The sequence below is a fragment of the Thauera linaloolentis 47Lol = DSM 12138 genome (genome assembly GCF_000310205.1).
GTDB classification, from domain to species: Bacteria; Pseudomonadota; Gammaproteobacteria; order Burkholderiales; family Rhodocyclaceae; genus Thauera; species Thauera linaloolentis.
Map to the genome: position 1 here is coordinate 1 of NZ_AMXE01000072.1, position 18,598 is coordinate 18,598.

At 68.0% G+C, this 18,598-nt stretch carries 18 protein-coding genes; 12 read left to right on the forward strand and 6 right to left on the reverse strand.

Annotation, left to right across the window (positions count from 1 at the left end; translation table 11 throughout):
* From C666_RS15050 to C666_RS15075, 6 genes are all read right to left on the reverse strand, one after another.
* The coding region (locus tag C666_RS15050) for an EthD domain-containing protein (RefSeq protein ID WP_004342323.1) at positions 1 to 629 on the reverse strand (629 nt) is incomplete at its 3' end.
* A gap of 10 nt (positions 630 to 639) precedes the next feature.
* Positions 640 to 2,064 carry an aromatic ring-hydroxylating oxygenase subunit alpha gene (locus C666_RS15055; RefSeq protein WP_004342325.1) on the reverse strand — a complete coding sequence of 475 codons (1,425 nt, stop codon included), beginning with the start codon at positions 2,062 to 2,064 and terminating at the stop codon, positions 640 to 642.
* A 61-nt stretch (positions 2,065 to 2,125) separates the two neighbouring features.
* A complete protein-coding gene (locus C666_RS15060; RefSeq protein WP_004342327.1) occupies positions 2,126 to 2,461 on the reverse strand; it encodes a Rieske (2Fe-2S) protein in 336 nt (111 codons plus the stop codon).
* A 16-nt stretch (positions 2,462 to 2,477) separates the two neighbouring features.
* Positions 2,478 to 3,263: an SDR family NAD(P)-dependent oxidoreductase gene (locus tag C666_RS15065; RefSeq protein ID WP_004342329.1), complete on the reverse strand. Its 786-nt coding sequence runs from the start codon at positions 3,261 to 3,263 to the stop codon at positions 2,478 to 2,480.
* Between the two features lie 97 nt (positions 3,264 to 3,360).
* The gene (locus C666_RS15070; RefSeq protein WP_004342331.1) at positions 3,361 to 4,782 is read right to left on the reverse strand and encodes an aromatic ring-hydroxylating oxygenase subunit alpha; all 1,422 of its coding nucleotides are present in this window, start codon (positions 4,780 to 4,782) and stop codon (positions 3,361 to 3,363) included.
* Between the two features lie 39 nt (positions 4,783 to 4,821).
* Positions 4,822 to 5,346, reverse strand: a complete 525-nt coding sequence (locus tag C666_RS15075) for a nuclear transport factor 2 family protein (RefSeq protein WP_004342333.1) — start codon at positions 5,344 to 5,346, stop codon at positions 4,822 to 4,824.
* Between the two features lie 265 nt (positions 5,347 to 5,611).
* Here C666_RS15075 and C666_RS15080 point away from each other — a divergent pair, with 265 nt between their 5' ends.
* The 12 genes from C666_RS15080 (at position 5,612) to C666_RS15135 (ending at position 18,572) form a co-directional block, all read left to right on the forward strand.
* The gene (locus tag C666_RS15080; RefSeq protein ID WP_051020005.1) at positions 5,612 to 6,352 is read left to right on the forward strand and encodes a TetR/AcrR family transcriptional regulator; all 741 of its coding nucleotides are present in this window, start codon (positions 5,612 to 5,614) and stop codon (positions 6,350 to 6,352) included.
* Positions 6,353 to 6,576: 224 nt separating this feature from the next.
* Positions 6,577 to 7,329 (forward strand): SDR family oxidoreductase, encoded by a 753-nt coding sequence (locus C666_RS15085; protein WP_004342336.1) that lies wholly within the window; start codon positions 6,577 to 6,579, stop codon positions 7,327 to 7,329.
* A gap of 90 nt (positions 7,330 to 7,419) precedes the next feature.
* On the forward strand, positions 7,420 to 7,947 hold the full coding sequence (locus tag C666_RS15090) for a nuclear transport factor 2 family protein (protein ID WP_004342338.1): 528 nt from the start codon (positions 7,420 to 7,422) through the stop codon (positions 7,945 to 7,947).
* 46 nt (positions 7,948 to 7,993) lie between these two features.
* Positions 7,994 to 8,773 (forward strand): SDR family NAD(P)-dependent oxidoreductase, encoded by a 780-nt coding sequence (locus C666_RS15095; protein WP_004342339.1) that lies wholly within the window; start codon positions 7,994 to 7,996, stop codon positions 8,771 to 8,773.
* Between the two features lie 66 nt (positions 8,774 to 8,839).
* Positions 8,840 to 9,376, forward strand: coding sequence for a nuclear transport factor 2 family protein (locus C666_RS15100; RefSeq protein WP_004342341.1), 537 nt, complete (start codon positions 8,840 to 8,842; stop codon positions 9,374 to 9,376).
* Entirely contained in the window at positions 9,373 to 9,897 is a 525-nt protein-coding gene (locus C666_RS15105) for a nuclear transport factor 2 family protein (RefSeq protein WP_004342343.1), read from the forward strand. Before C666_RS15100 ends, C666_RS15105 begins: the two co-directional genes overlap by 4 nt.
* Positions 9,898 to 9,991: 94 nt before the next feature.
* A complete protein-coding gene (locus tag C666_RS15110) occupies positions 9,992 to 10,426 on the forward strand; it encodes a VOC family protein (RefSeq protein WP_004342346.1) in 435 nt (144 codons plus the stop codon).
* Between the two features lie 284 nt (positions 10,427 to 10,710).
* A complete protein-coding gene (locus tag C666_RS15115; RefSeq protein WP_004342348.1) occupies positions 10,711 to 11,730 on the forward strand; it encodes a universal stress protein in 1,020 nt (339 codons plus the stop codon).
* A gap of 104 nt (positions 11,731 to 11,834) precedes the next feature.
* Positions 11,835 to 13,496 carry a DUF1302 domain-containing protein gene (locus C666_RS15120; protein WP_154666208.1) on the forward strand — a complete coding sequence of 554 codons (1,662 nt, stop codon included), beginning with the start codon at positions 11,835 to 11,837 and terminating at the stop codon, positions 13,494 to 13,496.
* Positions 13,497 to 13,539: 43 nt separating this feature from the next.
* Positions 13,540 to 14,925: a DUF1329 domain-containing protein gene (locus C666_RS15125; RefSeq protein ID WP_004342352.1), complete on the forward strand. Its 1,386-nt coding sequence runs from the start codon at positions 13,540 to 13,542 to the stop codon at positions 14,923 to 14,925.
* Positions 14,926 to 15,000: 75 nt separating this feature from the next.
* Entirely contained in the window at positions 15,001 to 16,092 is a 1,092-nt protein-coding gene (locus tag C666_RS15130; protein ID WP_004342354.1) for a WD40/YVTN/BNR-like repeat-containing protein, read from the forward strand.
* A gap of 17 nt (positions 16,093 to 16,109) precedes the next feature.
* Positions 16,110 to 18,572, forward strand: coding sequence for an efflux RND transporter permease subunit (locus C666_RS15135; RefSeq protein WP_004342356.1), 2,463 nt, complete (start codon positions 16,110 to 16,112; stop codon positions 18,570 to 18,572).
* The last annotated feature ends 26 nt before the right edge of the window (positions 18,573 to 18,598 follow it).

Genomic DNA, 18,598 nt, shown 5'->3' on the forward strand with positions numbered 1-18,598 from the left:
CGCAGCGGGCCCGCGATGCGCCGGGCGTGCGCCGCCGCGGCCCGCCACGCCTGCTGCGCGGCAGCGGCATCGGGCCACCAGCTGCAGTCGGCACCGTCGAAGGGTGAGGGCGTCCCGGTTTCCACGGCAACCTGACGGGTCAGCCGCAGCGGCGCATGGGCCGGCGCCCACCAGCCGTCCTCGCCGGCCAGCCAGCCGGCTTCGAAACGTGCCGGCGGCCGTCCGGGAGGGCGCATGGCGAGCAGGATGAGCTTGACCGCACCGGCCGGCAGGTCGGCGTGGCGCAGGCCGGTCAGCACACGTTCGCGAGCGATGCAGGACAGCACCGGAGGCTGGACGAAATTGGCCTCGTCCGGCCCGGCGCCTTCGCAGTATTCCCGGCTGGCGGCCAGGCGTTCGAGCGCCGACAGGTCGTCGATCCACAGTTCCGGCATGCCGTCCGCGGCGCTTTCCAGCCCCTCCGGCTGGGTTTCGTGGGCGTGGTTCTGGACGTAGCCGCGAAAGAAGCCGGCACGCACCAGCGTAAGCGCGTGTTCCTTGTGCGTGGTGCGCCAATGCAGGCTGAAGCCGGCGGCGTCCAGGCCGGGACGCCGCCGCAGGAGGCTGAGCACCTTGAGTGCATCGCTCATCGCCCGCACCTCACTGCCCGGATGCGGCGCGGGCCAGATAGCGGTCCACCGTGCGCTCGAAATGGCGGATGCGCACTTCCTGGTAATTGCCCAGCGTCTGGCCGCGCTTTCTGGATATCCTGAAGCCTTTCTGCTGCGCGCGCAGGTTGCCGGTGTCCTGGTCGTAGACCCTGGCCAGCAGCGGGTCGAGGCCGGGCACGACCGAGTAGGATTCGTCCTCGCCGACCCGCGCCATCTCGGGCGGATCGGGCGGCAGGCCGTCGTCGGGCAGCGGGCGCAGGAAGAGAATCTCGAACAGGCAGCGTTCCGGCTCCATGCCGAGCGGGCGGAAGCGGTACACCATCGGCAGCGACACGCCGGGAAACAGGATCATGTTCGGGAAGAGGTGGTATTCGATGGTGTCGATCATTTCGGCGTCGGATACCTGCGACAGGTCGCAGCGGTACTTCCCGCCCAGGGTCTTGCGCAGGAAGCGGGCCATCACCGTACGCGCGGTCTCGCCCGCGCCGACGACGAGCGCGTCATCGACCACCGAACGATCCCCGATCAGCATCGTGTCGACCAGTTCCTGCTCGCTCAGCGGCTGCTCGACATGCGGGCTGTTGACGCCGCCGGCGGCATAGAAGCGGGTGACGTGCTCGCCATAGACGTCGTACTGGACGTTGGCGTCGCCGGTGCCGTGCAGCAACTGCGGATGGGTCTCGAGCACGTGGTAGGACTCGACGAAGGCCTCGAGCGCGGTCTTCCAGTTACAGGCCAGGATCTTGCCCATGTGCAGCTCGGTGTAGCGCCGCCCGAGATCCCAGTCGCGGAAGTGTTCGGGCAGGACTTCGAGATAGCTTTCCAGCGGCGGCGCGTCGTCGTCGAGGCAGATGAAGACGAAGCCGCCCCACTGGCCGGTCCGGACCTCGGGCAGGCGGTAGGCGTCGGGCTGCACGTGGGGGAAGTCCCAGGCGCAGGGGACGCTCTTGAGGCGGCCGTCGAGCTGCCATGTCCAGCCGTGGAAAGGGCAGCGCAGTTCGGTCGCCGAGCCCATGCCTTCGTCGAAGCGCAGCTTGGTGCCGCGGTGCAGGCAGGCGTTGTGGTAGGCCTTGATGCCGTCTTCGGTGCGCACGACGATCACCGAATGGGGGCCGATTTCATAGACGTAGTAGTCGCCCGTCTGCGGAATGTGCTCTTCGCGGCAGGCCCATTGCCAGGTCCTGGCCCAGATGTGCGTCATTTCGCGTTCGAAGTGCTGCGGCGAAGTGTAGCGGTCGTAGCCGATGTCCTGGTCGCCGAGGAAGGCATAGTGTTCCTCGCGCAGGATGGCGGGTGCGGGCATGGCGTCGCGGGCGACGATGTCCTGCACGCTGGGGCCGGGGCAGCGCGCGGCGCCGGGCGGCAGTCCGGCGCTGTCGCCGGGGGTCACGGACATGGGAATGCGGGCGTTCATCGTGGTCTCCTCCTTCGTTGTGTGCCGTGCCCCGGCTTTTGGGGCGCGGCGGGCGGGGCGGTCAGGCGGTGGTGGCCGGGGCCGCGTCGAGCGAGACCTCTATGCGGCCGTCGATCACCCGCAGTGCGTACACCCGCAGCGGCACGCGGCCCATCTGGCCTCTGCCGCAGCCGGTGCGGACATCGAACATCACGCCGTGCATCGGGCAGGCGATCAGGCCGTTGCGGATGCGGCCGCCTTCCAGCGGCGCGTTCTGGTGGGTACAGCGGTTCTGCACGGCAAAGAACTCCCCGGCGGCGTTGCCGACCAGGATGTCGTGGCCGTCGATGCGGAAGCCCTTGCTGGCGCCGGGCGGGAGTTCCGCGCAATCGAGCAGCGGGTGGAAGGTCTGGTCCATGGCGTGCTCCGTCGCGTCAGGCGCCTTCGCCGGCGGGGTAGGGTTTGCACAGCACGCCGCCATCGACGTACATCTGGTGGCCGGTGATGAAGCTGGCCTCGTCGCTGGCGAGGAAGGCGACGGCCGCGGCGATCTCGTCCACCTCGGCGATGCGGTCGAGTGGCTGCATGCCGGCGTAGATCCGCTCCAGCTTCACCGGGTCGTCCGCGGCGTCGAGGTATTGCTGCAGGTTGGGGGTGCGGGTGGCGGCAGGGTGCACCGAGTTGCAGCGGATGCGGTAGCCCTGCTCGCCGCAGTGCAGTGCCACCGTCTTGGTGATGGCGTCCTGCGCCGCCTTGGCGGCGCCATAGCAGACGAACAGCGGGCCGGGGCGGATGCTCTCCACCGACGAGACATTGACGATGGCGCCGCCGCCGCGCTGCTTCATGCTGGCGATGGCGGCCTGGCTGCCGAAGAAGGCGCCGTAGCCATGCACCCGCATGTGGCGCTCGAAGTCCTGCGCGGTGGCGGCTTCGATGTGGGCGGGGAACGAGATGCCGGCGTTGTTGACGAGGATGTCCAGCCGTCCCCAGCGCTGCTCCACGGCGGCGATGGCCTGCTGCCATTGCGCCTGCTCGCCCACGTCCAGTGCGTGATAGGCGGCGTTCGGGCCGAGTTCGTCGGCCAGGGCTTGCCCAGCTTCGTGCTGGATGTCGGTGAGCATGACCTTCGCGCCTTCGCGGATGAAGCGGCGCGCGATGCCGGCGCCGATGCCGGATGCCGCGCCGGTGACCAGGGCCACCTTGCCGTCGAGTCGGTTCATGGGGAGTGTCTCCTTGTGTTTGTAATGGATTTTCCGGCCGCCGCCGGGCGGGCCGGGAAGGAAAAGAGGGGAAAAACAGCGAGCCTGCGCGGCCGCGTCAACGCCGCAGGAAGGCGTCCAGCGTGCGGTGGAGCTGGCGGATGCGCACTTCCTGGTAGTTGCCCAGGGTCTCCCCGTGCTTGGTGCTGGACTTGAAGCCGCGCTGCTGGCCGATCAGGTTGCCGGTGTCCTGGTCGTAGATGGTCGCCAGGCCGGGGTCGAAGCCCGGCACCTCGTGGAAGGACTGCTCGATGTCCAGCTCGAAGGGTTCGGCCGGGTCGGGGCGTTCGCCGGAGTCCGGCAGCGGCTGCAGGAACAGCAGGTCGAAGATGCAGGTGTCCGGGTCGTTGCCGTTGGGGCGGAAGCGATACACCATCGGGAACAGCAGCGACGGGAACAGGCAGGTGTTGGGGAACAGCGCGTACTCGATGGCGTCGATGGTCTCGGTCACACTCAGGTGCGAGAAGTCCTTGCCATAGGCCGTGCCCAGCATGCCCTGCAGGTGCCGGGCGAAGGTCTGGCGCGCGGTGCCGCCTTCGGGCACGCGCAGGCGGCCGGCCGCCGGATCGGCGTCGCCGCCGATGCCCTCGCCCACGCCTTCCACCACGCCCTCGGCCATCAGCGCGTCGAGGATCTGCTGTTCGCTGAAGTGCTGCTCCAGGTGCGGGCTGGGGTAGCCGACCAGGTGCACGAAGCGCGACACGGTGTCGCCGTAGATGTCGTACTGGCTGTTGGCATCGCCCACGGTGGCGACGCCCTGCGGGTGGGTCTCCAGCACGTGGTAGGACTCCAGGAAGGCTTCCAGGCAGGCTTTCCAGTTGGCCGGCAGCAGCTTGCGCACATGGCGCGCGGTGAACTTGGCGGAGAGGTCCCAGTTGGCGAAGTGCTCCGGCAGGATGCCCAGGTGCTCGGCCAGCGGCGGTGCCTGGTCGTCGAAGTTGATGAAGACGAAGCCGCCCCAGGTCTCCACGCGCAGCGCGGGCAGGCGGAAGCGCTCGTCGTCGATGTGCGGGAAGTCCCAGCGGCAGGGCACTTCGGTCAGCGCGCCTTCGAGCGACCAGGTGAAGCCGTGGAAGGGGCAGCGCAGGTTCTTCGAGCGCCCCGCCGAGCCGGCCGGCTTCAGTTGCGTGCCGCGGTGCAGGCAGGAATTCGGGTAGGCCTTGATGGTGCCGTCGGCGGTGCGGACGATGATCACCGAACGGTCGGTGATCTCGTACACGAAGTAGTCGCCGGCCTCGGGGATGTCCTCTTCGCGGCAGGCCCATTGCCAAACCTTGAGCCACAGCTTCTGTTTTTCCTGCTCGAAGAATTCGCGCGTGGTGTAGCGGGCGAAGTCGATGTCCTCGTCGCCGATGAACCGGTAGTTCGGCGTGGTGAGGTGGGCCGGGGCATGGTCGCCGTCGGCGCGGATGATGTCGGCGGTGGAGGGGCCGGGGCAGCGCGCGGCGCCGGGCTGGATCGCTTCACAGGGTGTGTTCATGTCGTCTCCTCGGGTGGGGGTTCGGATGCGGGGCCGGGGTCAGCCGTGTTCGCCGCGGCGGGCCAGGTGCAGTGCGGTCTGCTCGCGCAGGAAGCCGTCGGTGGCCGGGTCGGTGCGCGCCCAGTCGACCACTTCCTTGCGCCGCGCGATCTTCCAGCCGTCGCCGCGGTCCTCGTATTCGTCGTGGTAGCGGCCGGCGACGAACAAATCCTTCTCCTCGCCGTTTTCGCGGATGCGATGGTGGGCGATGAAATACACCTCGCCGCGGGCGCGCTTGCCGTCGATCTGCAGATCGACCTGGCCGATGAGGTGCTGGCTGGCCGCGCAGTCGGCCAGGAAGCCCTGGGCAAAGTCGATGAAGGCCGCCGCCGGGCCGGCGAACAGGCCGCAATCCACCCAGGCATCGTCATGGAAGGCCCGGCGCTGGACCTCGGGCAGCAGGCGGTCCTGGCCGCGCATGTAGGCATTGAGCGCGCGCTGGATGTCACGGCGCGCGGTGAGGTCGGCAATGTCGGCCTGGAGGGCGGCCAGATCGGGCTGGGAAGGGGCTGACTGGACGGGCATGGAGGCTCCTGCGTGGGACATGGGGAAAGGGCCGTTTTCGGAAAAAACAGAATATGCTGTTTATAAGACAGCCATGAAAATGCGCCGGGGCATGGATGCCATGCCGTGGCGCTCATCCTGGGTCGTGCCCGGAAAGGCGACGCGGGATTGGTATTCAAATAAAAAAACAGAACGTATGTTTTGTTTTGTATAATCTGCCCGTTTTCCGGCACTGTCAAGCGCCGTTTACCGGACCGGGCAGGGCAGGTGATGAGAAGGAGGAAACGTGTCGAACGAGGAAAGAAAGCGCCCCGTGCCGCGCAGGAACAACCCCGACGGGGCGCGGCAGGCGATTCTGGATGCAGCCGAAAAACTGCTGGCGGAGCGCGGCTACTACGGCGTGACGATGCGCGAGATCGCCGCGGAGGCCGGACTGAAGCTGAACATGCTGACCTATCACTTCGGCACCAAGGACGAGCTGTACGCCCGGGTGATCAAGCGCCGGGCGCCCGAATACCTGGCCGCGGTGGAGGCCGAGCTGGATGCCGCGCTCGCCGCGGCGGGCGCCGGCAGGCCGGCGGCCGAAGCGATCCTGCTGGCCTTCCTGCGGCCGTCGTTCGGTCTGTCGATGCGGGGCGGGGCGGGCTGGAAAAGCTACATGCAGCTGCTGGCGCAGGCCATGGGCAACCGCCAGACCGCGGCCTTCCTGCAGCCCGCGCGCGAGCTGTTCGACCCTCTGCTGAAGCGTTTCGTGCAGGTTTTCCGGCAGGCGCGGTCCGATGTGGATGAGCTGCGCATCCACTGGGCCTTCTACCTCGTCGAGGCGGCGATGACGCACATCCTGACCGAGGCCGGCATCGTCGACCGCCATTCCGACGGCCGCTGCCGCTCGTCCGACCTCGACCGTGTGCTCGACGAGATGGTGCCGTTCTTCAGCCGTGGTTTTGCCGGCCTGCCGGGCGGCGCGGAGACCGGCGGGCGGGCCGGGGAGGCTTATCCGCGCTGGTCGCCGGCGGAAGCCGGGTGAGGCGGACCGGCGGTGCCGGCGCTTGCTCGGAACGAGGTGCTTGGCAGGGCCGGGTTTTAGGAGTAGTCTCTTTAAAAAAACGAACTTGATGGTTTTTATTTACATCAGGGATGCCCTCGGCGGCGTCTGGAAAAAACATACGGAGACACGGCGCATGGCGCGGCGCGGGGGCATTGCCCGGTGCCGCCCGGCTCATGCCCGGCAGTGCAAAGGAGACAGCAAGAATGGCGCGAGTCAGTGGCAAGGTGGCGATCATCACCGGCGGCGCATCCGGCCTGGGGGCTGCCGATGCGCGCCTGCTGGCGCGCGAGGGCGCGCAGGTGGTGGTGACCGATTCGAACGCGGCGCTGGGCGAGCGCACCGTGGCGGAGATCCCCGGGGCGGTATTCCTCCCGCACGACGTGCGCGACGAGGCGCACTGGCGAATGGTGGTGGGCGAAACCCTGCGCCGTTTCGGCCGCCTCGACGTGCTGGTGAACAATGCCGGGCTGGTGCGCTTCGGCTCGGTGGAAGACGCGACGCTCGACGACTATCGCCTGATGAGCGCGGTCATGTCCGAGGGCACTTTCCTCGGCTGTAAGCACGGCATCGCGGCGATGAAGGTGTCGGGCGAGGGCGGGTCGATCATCAACGTCGCCTCGATCGCGGCGCTGAAGGGCATCGGCGAGATCGCCGGCTACAGCGCCGCCAAGGGGGCCATCCGCGCGCTCGGCCGCAGCGTCGCGGTGCATTGCCGCAACCAGCGCAACGACATCCGCTGCAACACGATCCTGCCCGGCGCGCACGACACGCCGATGACGGCTGCCGCCGCGCAGGCGCTGGCCGGCACCAGCACCGGCGCACTCGACCAGATCACCGACAATGCCCAGGGCCGTCCGGAGGACGTGGCGCGGATGGTGCTGTTCCTCGCATCGGACGAATCCCGCCACGTCACCGGCGCCGAGTTCGTCATCGATGGCGGCGAGAGCGCCGGCTGAGCAGCGCAGGGGGCGGGCGTGTATCGTCCGCTGTCGCCGGCGCGCACCGCGCCGTTCCCCCGCCGGGGGCCCTCATCCACGGAGTACGCAATGAACCTCGAACAACTGCAGGACGCCTTCGCCTGCATCCAGGCAAAGCAGGCCCTGCATGAACTCAACGTGCGCTACTGCGAAGGCGTCGACCGGCGCGACCGCAAGGCGCTGGCGGCGCTGTGGTGGCCGGATTCCGAAATCGATTTCGGCCTGTTCAAGGGCAGCGGCGAGCAGTTCGCCGAGGCCATCAGCGCGCCGAATCCGGCGGTGGAGATCAGCTACCATTTCGCCTCCAACGAGCTGTTCGAACTGGACGGCGAGCAGGCCACCGGCCGCAGCTACGTGATCGGCGTGACCTGCACGGTCGACGAGCAGGGCGGCAGAACGGACCGGATGGTCGGCGGACGCTACCTCGACCGCTATGCACGCCGCGGTGGCGCATGGAAGTTCAGCCGCCGCCTGTTCGTCGTCGACTGGATGGTGAACCAGCCGGGTTCGGCCATCTGGGACCAGGGCATCGGCGCCCTGGCGGCGAGGGGCCGGCCCGATCGCGGCGACGTCTCCTACGATTTCCTGCGCGCCTGAGCGCGCCGGCCATGCCCTGCAGGGCCCACAGCGGAGAAATGCGACGATGAATGGACGGATTCTGAGCGGCAAGGTGGCCATCGTCACCGGCGCCGCGCTGGGCATGGGCGCGGCCACCGCCCGCCTGTTCGCCGAGGCCGGCGCGCGCGTGGTGGTGGCCGACCTCAACGAAACCGAGGGCCTGGCCGTGGTCGCCGCCATCGAACAGGCGGGCGGCGAAGCGATGTTCCAGCGCACCAACGTGGCGCTCGGCGGCGAGGTCGAGCGCATGGTCGCGGCGACGGTGGCGCGCTTCGGCCGCCTCGACGTGGCGGTGAACAACGCTGCCGTGACGCCCGACACCCGGCCGCTGGCCGAGATGGACGAAAGCGAGTTCGACCGCGTGATCGCCGTCGACCTGAAGGGCGTGGCGCTGTGCCTCAAGCATGCGCTGGCGCAGATGATCCGCCAGGGACAGGGCGGGTCGATCATCAACATCGCCTCGGTGAGTGCCTTCCGGCCGCAGCCCAACAACGGCGCCTACGTCGCCGCCAAGCATGGCGTGATCGGCCTCACCAAGGTGGCGGCGCTGGAGAACGGCGGCCACGGCATCCGCGTCAACGCGGTCGCGCCCGGCGCCATCGACACGCCCATGCTGCGCAACGCGCTGACCGGCCTGTGCCCGACGGAGGACGAGCGGACGGCCTTCCAGTCGGCGCTGAGCCTGCTCGGCCGCTTCGGCGACGCGCGGGAGGTGGCGCAGGCCAGCCTGTGGCTGGCCTCGGACCTCGCATCCTATGTGACCGGCACGACCATCAACGTCGATGCCGGCTACGCCAACCGGTGAGCCGCCCGGCAGGGCCGGCCGCCGGAAACGACAACGACACCCCCACCCCATGACGGAGACGATGAGATGAGCCAAGCGAACAACGATGACGGCCTGCTGCAACTGCTCGAAGACAAGCAGGCGCTGCGCGAACTGAACACCCTGTACGCGCGCGCCGCCGACCGCGCGGACCGCGCGCTGTACGACAGCCTGTGGGCCGAAGGCGCGCAGGTGGAGGAGGGTGCCTTCAAGGGGCCGGCGAGCGAGTTCGCCGCCACGCTGCTCGCCCCCGCCGGCCTGGAGCGCAGCTTCCACTCGGTGTCCAACGAGTTCTTCGAAGTCGACGGCGAACGCGCACGCGGCGAGATCTACGTCATCAACGTCGCCACCTGGAACAAGGACGGCGGCAAGACCGACACGCTGATCGGCGGCCGCTACATCGACGAGTACCGCAAGAGCGGCGGCCAGTGGAAGATCGCCCGCCGCAGTTTCGTGCACGAATGGAACATGAGCTTCCCCACCACCGCGGTGTGGGACGAAGGCCTGTTCGGCATGATCAAGCTGCGCGGCCAGCGCAGCAAGGACGACCCGATCTACGCGCTGTACGACGGGAGCCGCGCATGAGTGCCGCCGCCCGCCTCCAGGCTCTGGCCGACAAGCAGGCCATCTACGACCAGATGTGCCGCTACATCCAGGCGGTCGACCGCTGCGACCTCGACCTGCTGAAGGCCGTCTTCCATCACGACGGCTCGGTGATCTTCGGCATTTTCGACGGCAACGCCCACGCTTTCTGCGAGTACGACATCCCCTTCATCAAGGACAACCTGATCTGGGCCTTCCACCGCATCGCCAACGTCATCATCGAGGTCGACGGCGAGCGGGCCACGGCCGAGTCCTACATGCTCGGCAACGCCGCGGCGGCGCTGCCCGACGGGACCAGGATCAACTGTCCGGACAACATGCGCTACCGCGACGTATGGGAAAAGCGCGACGGCGTATGGAAGATGCTGCACCGCGACCTACTGATGGACTGGAACGCCTGCTGGCCCTACGCCGGCCGCAGCGACGGCGAATTCGCCGCCTACCGCCTCCAGGGCCGGCGCGACCGCGAAGACCTGAGCTACCAGGCCGGGCTGATCGCCTGACCGGCCGGCGGGGCGCCGCCACCCGGCGGCCGCGCCCGTGCACGGCCGCCGTTCCGTATTTTTCCGTTTGCGACATCCGCGAGGAAACCACCGCATGATCCGAGCCGTACACCACGTGGCGCTGTCCACCCCCGACCTCGCGCGCATGCGCGCCTTCTACCGCGACCTGCTCGGCTTCGAGGAAATCTCCCGCGTGAGCTGGCCGGCCGGGCAGGACAAGATCGATGCCGTGATGGCATTGCGCGGCACCGCCGCGGAGACGGTCATGATGCGGCTGGGGGCGGTCTGCGTCGAGCTGTTCCAGTTCGAGGCTCCGCCGCAGCCCGCGCCCGGCGCGGCGGAGCGGCCGGTGCACCACCACGGCATCACGCATCTGTGCTTCGACGTCGAGGATGTGGATGCCGTCTACGAAAAGATGGCCGCGGCCGGCATCCGGTTCCACAGTCCGCCGCAGGACTTCGGCACGGCCAAGGCCACCTACGGGCGCGACCCGGACGGCAACGTCTTCGAACTGCAGCAACTGCTCTGAACGGGCGCCTCGCCCGCGCATTCCCGCCCGCGCGCGCATCGCGCCCAGCCACCGCCGGACGAAGGCCGCCCGGCGGCGGCTGGGCGTGCGCGGAGGCGGCCTGGCGAGCGGCATTTGCCATTCAATAAATTGATGGGGTTTTTGTGTGGTTTTATGTTCGGTGTCCTTTAGAATAAAACCAACGTGTATGTTTGTTATGTGCGTGATCGCTTCCGATCCGCGCCGGACGCCGCAGCCGAATCCGCCGGATGAAGCCGGTGGAGCTTGAACAGGAGATGGGCCGGATGTACCAACATATTCTTGTGCCGGTGGACGATTCGGTGTTGGCGGTCAGCCTGGCGACGCAAGCGGTCGCCTTCGCCAGGACCTTGGGCGCGCGGATTACTTTCTTCCATGCGCGCGGCGACTATGCCGCCACCAGCGACGGCGCCTTGCTGCACGCGCTGGCGCCGGAAGAGTTCGCCGAGCATGCGCCCGGCCCGGCCCAGGCGGTGCTCGCGCGGGCCGAGGCCGAGGCCCGCCTGGCCGGCGTGGCGTCCGATTCGGTGATCAGGACCAGCGACCGGCCTTACGAGGCGATCGTCGATGCCGCGCTGGAGCGCGGCTGCGACCTCATCTTCATGGCCTCGCACGGCCGCAAGGGCTGGCGCGGCCTGCTGATCGGCTCGCAGACCGCCAAGGTGCTCGGCCACAGCACGGTGCCGGTCCTGGTGTCGACGGTGGAAGCCAATGCGCCCAGCCGCGAGATGGAAGCCGCGGTGGCGGTGATCAAGGGCGAGCACCGCTCGATGGCGGCCGTCGTGCACGCGCTGAAACAGGCTTTCGGGCAGGCGCGGGGCCTGGGCAAGCCGGCCGATGCCGAATGGCTGCGCGGCGCAGTGCAGTACTTCCGCCGCTTCACGCTCGGCATGCATCACCCCAAGGAAGACGCCTACCTGTTCGCCTGTCTCAAAGCGCGCTCCACCAGCATGGACGCGCTGCTCGAAACCCTGCAGACCCAGCATGCCGAGGAAGTCGCCTTCATCGATGCGCTGGACGCCGCCGTCGAAGCCTATGTCGCCACGCCGCAGGAGGAAAGCCTTGGCGGGCTGGAGCAGGCGCTGGACCGCTATGCGGAGCGGCTGTGGGAGCACATGCGGCTGGAAGAGAAGTTCGTCCTGCCCGCCTGCCAGGCCCATCTCGACCAGGACGACTGGCACCGCATCGCGCAGGCCTTCGAGGCCAATGGCGACCCCCGCTTCGACCTGGACAAGAGCGCCGGTTTCGAGCGCCTGTTCCTGCGCCTGGTCAGCACCGGGACGTGAAGGCGCCCGACGGTGCAAACAGGATGTGAATACCAATGAGTACCGCCACGAGGCGGTCCCAGATGGGCAGTTCATGCCCGAACAACCAAAAGGAGGAGCATCTGATGCATAAGAAGAACAGAGCCCGCAGGGGTACGGGCTCGCGCGTCGCCGGCATCGCCGGTGGCGCAGCCCTGACGCTGTTGCTGTCTCCCGCAAGCGCCTTCGAGATCCAGTCGGGCAATCCGGACATCTCGATGCGCTGGGACAACACGGTCAAGTACAACGCCGGTTGGCGCATGGAGGGGCGCAACAGCACGCTGGCGGACAACTGGGTGTCGCAGGCGACCAACTACGGCTGGGACCGGGGCGACATGGTGACCAGCCGGATCGACCTGCTGAGCGAATTCGATTTCGTCTACAAGGAAAAGCACGGTTTCCGCGTGTCGGCCACGGCCTGGAGCGACTTCGCCTACGACAGCTCGGTGAAGGGCAACCCCGCCTACCAGGCGGCCGGCCTGGGCACCGCCTATCCGGGCAACCGCTACACCAACAAGATCGAGCGCTGGTACAAGCGCTCCGGCGAAATACTCGACGCCTTCGTGTTCACCCAGTTCGACATCGGTTCCGTGCCGGTGAACCTGCGCGCGGGCCGCCACAACGTGTATTGGGGCGAATCCCTGTTTACCTTTGGCAACTCCATCGCCTATGGCCAGGGGCCGCTGGACCTGCGCAAGGCGACGTCCACGCCCGGCACCGAGGCCAAGGAACTGTTCCTGCCGCAGACCCAGGTGTCGATGGGCGCGCGCCTGAACGACAAGGTGAGCATCGCCGCCAACTATTACTTCGAGTGGGACCCGCACCGCCTGCCCGAAGGCGGCACCTATCTCGGCGGCTCGGACCTGAGCTTCCTGGGCGGGACTCACGCGCGCGGCTATCCGGTGGTGGGCGATCTTTCGCATGGGCCGTACAAGCGCCCGAACGACCGGGGCAGCTGGGGCCTGATGGCGACGGTCAAGTCGGACTGGCTGGGCGGCGACCTGGGCTTCTACTACCGGCGCTTCGACGACCGCTACCCGACCATGATCAACGGCGGCAACTTCAGCTACCTGCAGAATGCCTATGCCGAGGACGTCCGGCTGTACGGCGTCAGCTTCTCGCGCCTGGTCGGGTCGGTGGCGGTCGGCGGCGAACTGTCGCGGCGCGAGAACACCGCGCTCGCCACCAAGGGTTCGGCCGATTCGCTGGCGATCGGTGACAGCTGGCACGGCGTGCTGAACGCGATCGCCTATTTTGGCAGTTCGGCGGTGTACGACTCCGCTTCCCTCACCATGGAGCTCAGCTACAGCCGCCTCGACGAGGTCAAGCGCAACAGCCGCGCCGCGTTCAACCACAAGAGCTACGGATGTACCGGCGGCATCAAGGCCGGATGTGCGACGGATGATGCGTGGGGCCTGAACATCGCTTTCAGCCCGACCTGGTTCCAGGTGGTGCCGGGCGTCGACCTCAGCATGCCGATCAACTACTCGCGCGGCCTGAAGGGCAATTCGCCGACGCCGCTGGGCGCGACCGAGGGATCGGGCGCGTGGAGCGTGGGCCTGAGCGCCGACGTGCAGGCCAAGTACATCTTCACGCTGTCGTACAACGACTACTACGGCCCCTACACCAAGGCGCCCAACGCGGACGTGATGCCGGGCGCGGCGCCCACCGTGTGGCAGGGGACCAATGGCAGCGGCCTGACGTCCGATCGCGGCTGGCTGTCGTTCACGTTCAAGACCACCTTCTGATCGCCCCAACCCCGACAAGGGCCCGGAAAAAAGGATCCATCACATGAATACACGACTCAAGACGCTGGCCCTGGCGGCCGCCCTCGGTGCTTCGGCCATGGCGCACGCGGCGCCCACCGCCGAGGAAATCAAGCAGCTCGGCAGCACGCTGACGCCCTGGGGCGCGATCAAGGCCGGCAACGCGGACGGCAGCATTCCCGCCTACACCGGCGGCATCGAGCCGCCCGCCGGCTACGACCCCGCCAAGCCGGGCTTCCGCCCCGACCCCTTCGCCGGCGAGAAGCCCCTGTTCTCGATCACCGCGGCGAACATGGCCCAATACGAGGACAAGCTGACGGAAGGGCACAAGGAAATGCTGCGCAAGTACCCCAACTTCCGCATCGACGTCTATCCCACGCACCGCACCGCCAAGTATCCGCAGTACGTGCTCGACAACACGCTGAAGAACGCCGGCAGCTGCGAACTGGCGCCGAACGAGCTGCAGCTGGCGGGCACCTGCTACGGCGGGGTACTGTTCCCGATTCCGAAGAACGGCTCGCAGGTGATGTGGAACCGCGCCATCAAGTACGACCAGTACGCCTACTATTCGCCGCGCCAGACCTCGACCCTGGTCGATCGCAGCGGCCGGCGGGTGGAGACCGGCGCGTTCGAGTACTGGCAGACCTTCCCGTTCATGGACCCGTCGCGCACCGCGCCGATCGGCGCCGACGAGATGCTCGAGTTCGGCCGCGTCGATTGGACCGGCCCGGCGCGCAAGGCGGGCGAGAAGCTGGTGATGCACGACTCGGTGGACATGCTCAACGTCGGCCGCCGCTCGTGGACCTACATGCCGGGCCAGCGCCGCGTGAAGCTGTCGCCGGACGTGGCCTACGACACCCCCAGCCCGGCGGGCGGCGGCGTCGGCACGGTGGATGAGACGCAGGTGTTCTACGGTTCGCTCGACCGCTACGACTACAAGCTGCTCGGCCGCAAGGAGATGTTCATTCCGTACAACACCTTCAAGCTGCACGACGAAAAGCAGTGCGCGCCCGATCAGGTGTTCACCCCCAACCATCTCAACCCCGACTGCGTGCGCTGGGAACTGCACCGTGTATGGGTGGTGGAGGCAACCTTGAAGGAAGGCAAGCGCCACGTCTATCCCAGGCGCGTCATCTACTGGGACGAGGACATCTACGCCGTGGGCATGGCCGACAACTACGACGAGGCCGGCAAGATCTACCGCGTGACGCAGACCCACTACTACCCCTTCTACGAAACCACCGGCCACAACACGCACGAGTTCGTGGTGCATGACCTGACCAACGGCGCCTACGTGCGCCAGGCCTACACGCCGCCGGGCGCGGGCATGATGGTGGTGACGCCGCCGCAGGAAGCGAAGCCGGCCAGCTTTTACGAAAGCTCGGCACTGACGCGCGCGGGCGTGCGCTGATTCCGCTGGTGAAACCCTGAGGCAAGGTGGCCGCCGGCCGGACGCGCTTCCGGCCGGCGCCATTCGGAGTGAGAGATGAAGATAATCGATACCCTGCGTGTGCTGCTCGGTTCCGCCGCGCTCGGCCTGGCGGCGAATGCGGCCTGGGGCGCCTTCGAGGATCCGCTGCAGGCGCCGGCGCTGGCCAACGTCGCCGCCGCGCGCAGCCCGCTGGTGGGCGTGGCGAGCGCCGGCGACCTGCTGATGGCGGTGGGGCAGCGCGGCGTGGCGGTGGTCAGCCACGATGCCGGGCAGAACTGGACGCAGGCCGCGGTGCCGGTACGCACCGACCTGCTCGCGGTGCATTTCCCGACCCCGGACAAAGGCTGGGCCGTGGGGCAGGGCGGGGTGGTGATCCACAGTGCCGACGGCGGCCGCAGCTGGACCAAGCAGCTCGACGGGCAGTCGGCCTCGCAGCGCATCATCGAATACTACGCGCAGGCCGGGGCCGAGGGCGCGGAGGCCATCGAACGCGAACGCAGCCTGGCCGAGCTGGGCGGAACCCAGCCCTTCATGGGCGTGTATTTCGAGGACGAACGGCGCGGCTACGTGGTCGGCACCTTCAACCGCATCCTGCGCACCGAGGACGGCGGCCGGACATGGGAGCCGCTGGGGCATCGCGTCGACAACCCCGACGAGCTGCACTTCTACGGCATCGCCGGCGGCGTGGCCGGCCTGGCCATCGTCGGCGAGCAGGGCATGGTGTGGATGTACGACGCCGCCGAGGACCGCTTTGTGCAGCGCCCCACGGGGTATCACGGCACCCTGTTCGGCATCGTCGCCGGGCGGCAGGCGCTGATCGCCTACGGCATGCGCGGCAGTGTCTATCGCAGCGCCGACCTGGGCATGAGCTGGGAGCGGGTCGCGATCGACGGCCATGCCGGCGTGGCCGGCGGCGCCGAACTGGAAGACGGGCGCATCCTGCTCGCCAACCTCGCCGGCGGGCTGCTGCTGGGCGATGCGCGCGCCGAGCGCTTCCAGGCGTTTCGCGCCGCCAGTCCGATGTCTTATTCCGGCGTCGCTGCGGATGCGCGCGGCGTGCTGAGCCTGGTCGGCGCGGAAGGCGTGCGCATGCAGGCGGTGGGCACGCTGCAGGCAGCGGGCGATGGCGATCGCGCCACCCGATAACGCGGAGAACAACAAAAATGGCTGTTGCACCCAACAAGATGGACATGGCGATCATCCGCGACCCGAAAGACTTCGATTCGAAGTCGGGCGGCAAGCTGGAGCAGATCATCTTCAACAACCGGCTCGTGCTGATCCTGGTCTGTGTGCTGTTGACGCTGTTCCTGGGTTTCCAGATGAAGGACCTGAAGATCGGCGCCAGCTATGACAAGATGCTGCCGCAGAGCCATCCTTACATCCAGAACTACCTGGAAAACCGCGTCGAGCTGCGCGGCCTGGGCGATTCGCTGCGCATCGTCGTCGCGGCGCGCGAGGGCGACATCTTCGACGCCGGCTACCTGGAAACCCTGGCCAGGATCAACGACGAGGTCTTCCTGCTGCCCGGCGTCGACCGGCCGTGGATGAAATCCATCTTCACCCCGGTGGTGCGCTGGACGGAAGTGACCGAAGAGGGCTTCGCCGGCGGGCCGGTGCTGCCCAACGACTACGACGGCTCGCCCCGCAGCATCGAGGACCTGCGCATCAACATCGCCCGCGCCAACGTGGTCGGCAGCCTGGTCGCCAACGACTACCGCTCGAGCATGATCGTGGTGCCGCTGCTGCCGCTCGACGCCGACGGCAACGCGGTGGACTACCACGCCCTGTCCAAGCAGGTGGACGACATCCGCGAGCGCTATGCCGGCGCCGCAGACGCCAAGGTCGACATCTACGTGATCGGCTTCGCCAAGCTCATCGGCGACCTGATCAGCGGGCTGGAGAAGGTGGCGCTGTTCTTCCTCATCGCGGTGGTGATCGCGGTGGCCATCATCTACACCTACACGCGCTGCATCCGCAGCACCGTGCTGGTGCTGAGCTGCTCCATCGTGGCGGTGGTGTGGCAGCTCGGCCTGGTGTCGATGCTGGGCTACGGCCTTGACCCGTTCTCGATGCTGGTGCCCTTCCTGGTGGTGGCGATCGGCGTCAGCCACGGCGCGCAGAAGATGAACGGCATCATGCAGGACATCGGCCGCGGCACCCACCGCCTGGTGGCGGCGCGCTACACCTTCCGCCGCCTGTTCCTGGCCGGCATGACGGCGCTGCTGGCGGACGTGGTCGGCTTCGCGGTGCTGATGATCATCGACATCCCGGTGATCCGCGAGCTGGCGCTCACCGCCAGCATCGGCGTGGGCGTGCTGATCTTCACCAACCTGATCCTGATCCCGGTGATGCTGTCCTACATCGGCGTCAGCCCCAAGGCGGCGGCGCGCGCGTTGGCCGCCGAGCATGCCGCCGAACGGGCGCCGCGCGGCTTCGGCCGGGTGTGGGCGCTGCTGGAGCGCTTCACCGAACGGCGCTGGGCGGTGCCCGCGCTGCTGGTGTCGGCGGTGCTGGGCGTGTGGGGCTTCATGACCGCGCTGCAGTTGCAGATCGGCGACCTCGACGCGGGGGCGCCCGAACTGCGCGCCGATTCGCGCTACAACCAGGACAACGCCTTCATCACCGGTCACTACGGCATCTCCAGCGACGTGTTCGCGGTGATCGTGAAAACCCCGGACGACGGCTGCCGCGATTACGAAACACTGACCGAGATCGACCTGCTCGACGCCACGCTGGCACAGGTGCCGGGCGTGCAGCGTACCGCCTCGCTGGGGCAGACGGTGCGCACCTACACCGCGGGCATGTTCGAGGGTAACCCCAAGTGGGCGACGATCAGCGACAACCAGAGCCTGATCGACCCGCAGATCGGCAACGCGGTGTCGTGGAACTCCGAGTTCCTCAACGCCCGCTGCTCGGTCAGCCCCGTGCTGGCCTACCTGTCCGACCACAAGGCCGGCACGCTGGAAGGCGTGGTCGAGGCCGCGCGCGCCTTCTCGGAGCAGTACAGCACGCCCGAGCGCCAGTACCTGCTGGCGGCCGGCAACGCCGGGGTGGATGCGACCACCAACATCGTCGTCAAGGAAGCCAACCGCCAGATGCTGCTGTACGTGTATGCGGCGGTGGCGGTGCTGTGCCTGATCACCTTCCGCTCGTGGCGCGCCGTCGTCGTCGCGCTGCTGCCGCTGATCCTGACATCCATCCTCGCCGAGGCGCTGATGGTGCATCTGGGCATCGGCGTCAAGGTCGCGACGCTGCCGGTGGTCGCGCTGGGCGTCGGCATTGGCATCGACTACGCCATCTACCTGCTGAGCATCCAGCTCGTGTTCCAGCGAGCCGGCATGTCGGTGGCCGATGCCTACAAGAAGGCGGTGGCGACCACCGGCAAGGTGGTGGCGCTGGTCGGCGTCACGCTGGCGGCCGGCGTGGTGACCTGGGTGTGGTCGCCGATCAAGTTCCAGGCCGACATGGGCATCCTGCTCACCTTCATGTTCGTGTGGAACATGCTCGGCGCGCTGATCCTGGTGCCGGCGCTGTCGTACTTCCTTCTGCAGGGCGAGTCCCGCGGCAGGGGGAGCGAGGCGGCGGCGCCGCGGGCGCAGGAACGGCAGGCCGCGCAGGCGGTGTGATGGCGGCGCGGCCGGCGGCGTTCGCG

Bases quoted from the DNA above. Each gene is read 5' to 3' on its own strand.
- C666_RS15065 (WP_004342329.1), bottom strand. From the start codon at position 3,263: ATGAACCGACTCGACGGCAAGGTGGCCCTGGTCACCGGCGCGGCATCC.
- C666_RS15060 (WP_004342327.1), bottom strand. From the start codon at position 2,461: ATGGACCAGACCTTCCACCCGCTGCTCGATTGCGCGGAACTCCCGCCC.
- C666_RS15130 (WP_004342354.1), top strand. From the start codon at position 15,001: ATGAAGATAATCGATACCCTGCGTGTGCTGCTCGGTTCCGCCGCGCTC.
- C666_RS15075 (WP_004342333.1), bottom strand. From the start codon at position 5,346: ATGCCCGTCCAGTCAGCCCCTTCCCAGCCCGATCTGGCCGCCCTCCAG.
- C666_RS15125 (WP_004342352.1), top strand. From the start codon at position 13,540: ATGAATACACGACTCAAGACGCTGGCCCTGGCGGCCGCCCTCGGTGCT.
- C666_RS15135 (WP_004342356.1), top strand. From the start codon at position 16,110: ATGGCTGTTGCACCCAACAAGATGGACATGGCGATCATCCGCGACCCG.
- C666_RS15095 (WP_004342339.1), top strand. From the start codon at position 7,994: ATGAATGGACGGATTCTGAGCGGCAAGGTGGCCATCGTCACCGGCGCC.
- C666_RS15105 (WP_004342343.1), top strand. From the start codon at position 9,373: ATGAGTGCCGCCGCCCGCCTCCAGGCTCTGGCCGACAAGCAGGCCATC.
- C666_RS15120 (WP_154666208.1), top strand. From the start codon at position 11,835: ATGCATAAGAAGAACAGAGCCCGCAGGGGTACGGGCTCGCGCGTCGCC.
- C666_RS15070 (WP_004342331.1), bottom strand. From the start codon at position 4,782: ATGAACACACCCTGTGAAGCGATCCAGCCCGGCGCCGCGCGCTGCCCC.
- C666_RS15090 (WP_004342338.1), top strand. From the start codon at position 7,420: ATGAACCTCGAACAACTGCAGGACGCCTTCGCCTGCATCCAGGCAAAG.
- C666_RS15055 (WP_004342325.1), bottom strand. From the start codon at position 2,064: ATGAACGCCCGCATTCCCATGTCCGTGACCCCCGGCGACAGCGCCGGA.
- C666_RS15085 (WP_004342336.1), top strand. From the start codon at position 6,577: ATGGCGCGAGTCAGTGGCAAGGTGGCGATCATCACCGGCGGCGCATCC.
- C666_RS15110 (WP_004342346.1), top strand. From the start codon at position 9,992: ATGATCCGAGCCGTACACCACGTGGCGCTGTCCACCCCCGACCTCGCG.
- C666_RS15115 (WP_004342348.1), top strand. From the start codon at position 10,711: ATGTACCAACATATTCTTGTGCCGGTGGACGATTCGGTGTTGGCGGTC.
- C666_RS15100 (WP_004342341.1), top strand. From the start codon at position 8,840: ATGAGCCAAGCGAACAACGATGACGGCCTGCTGCAACTGCTCGAAGAC.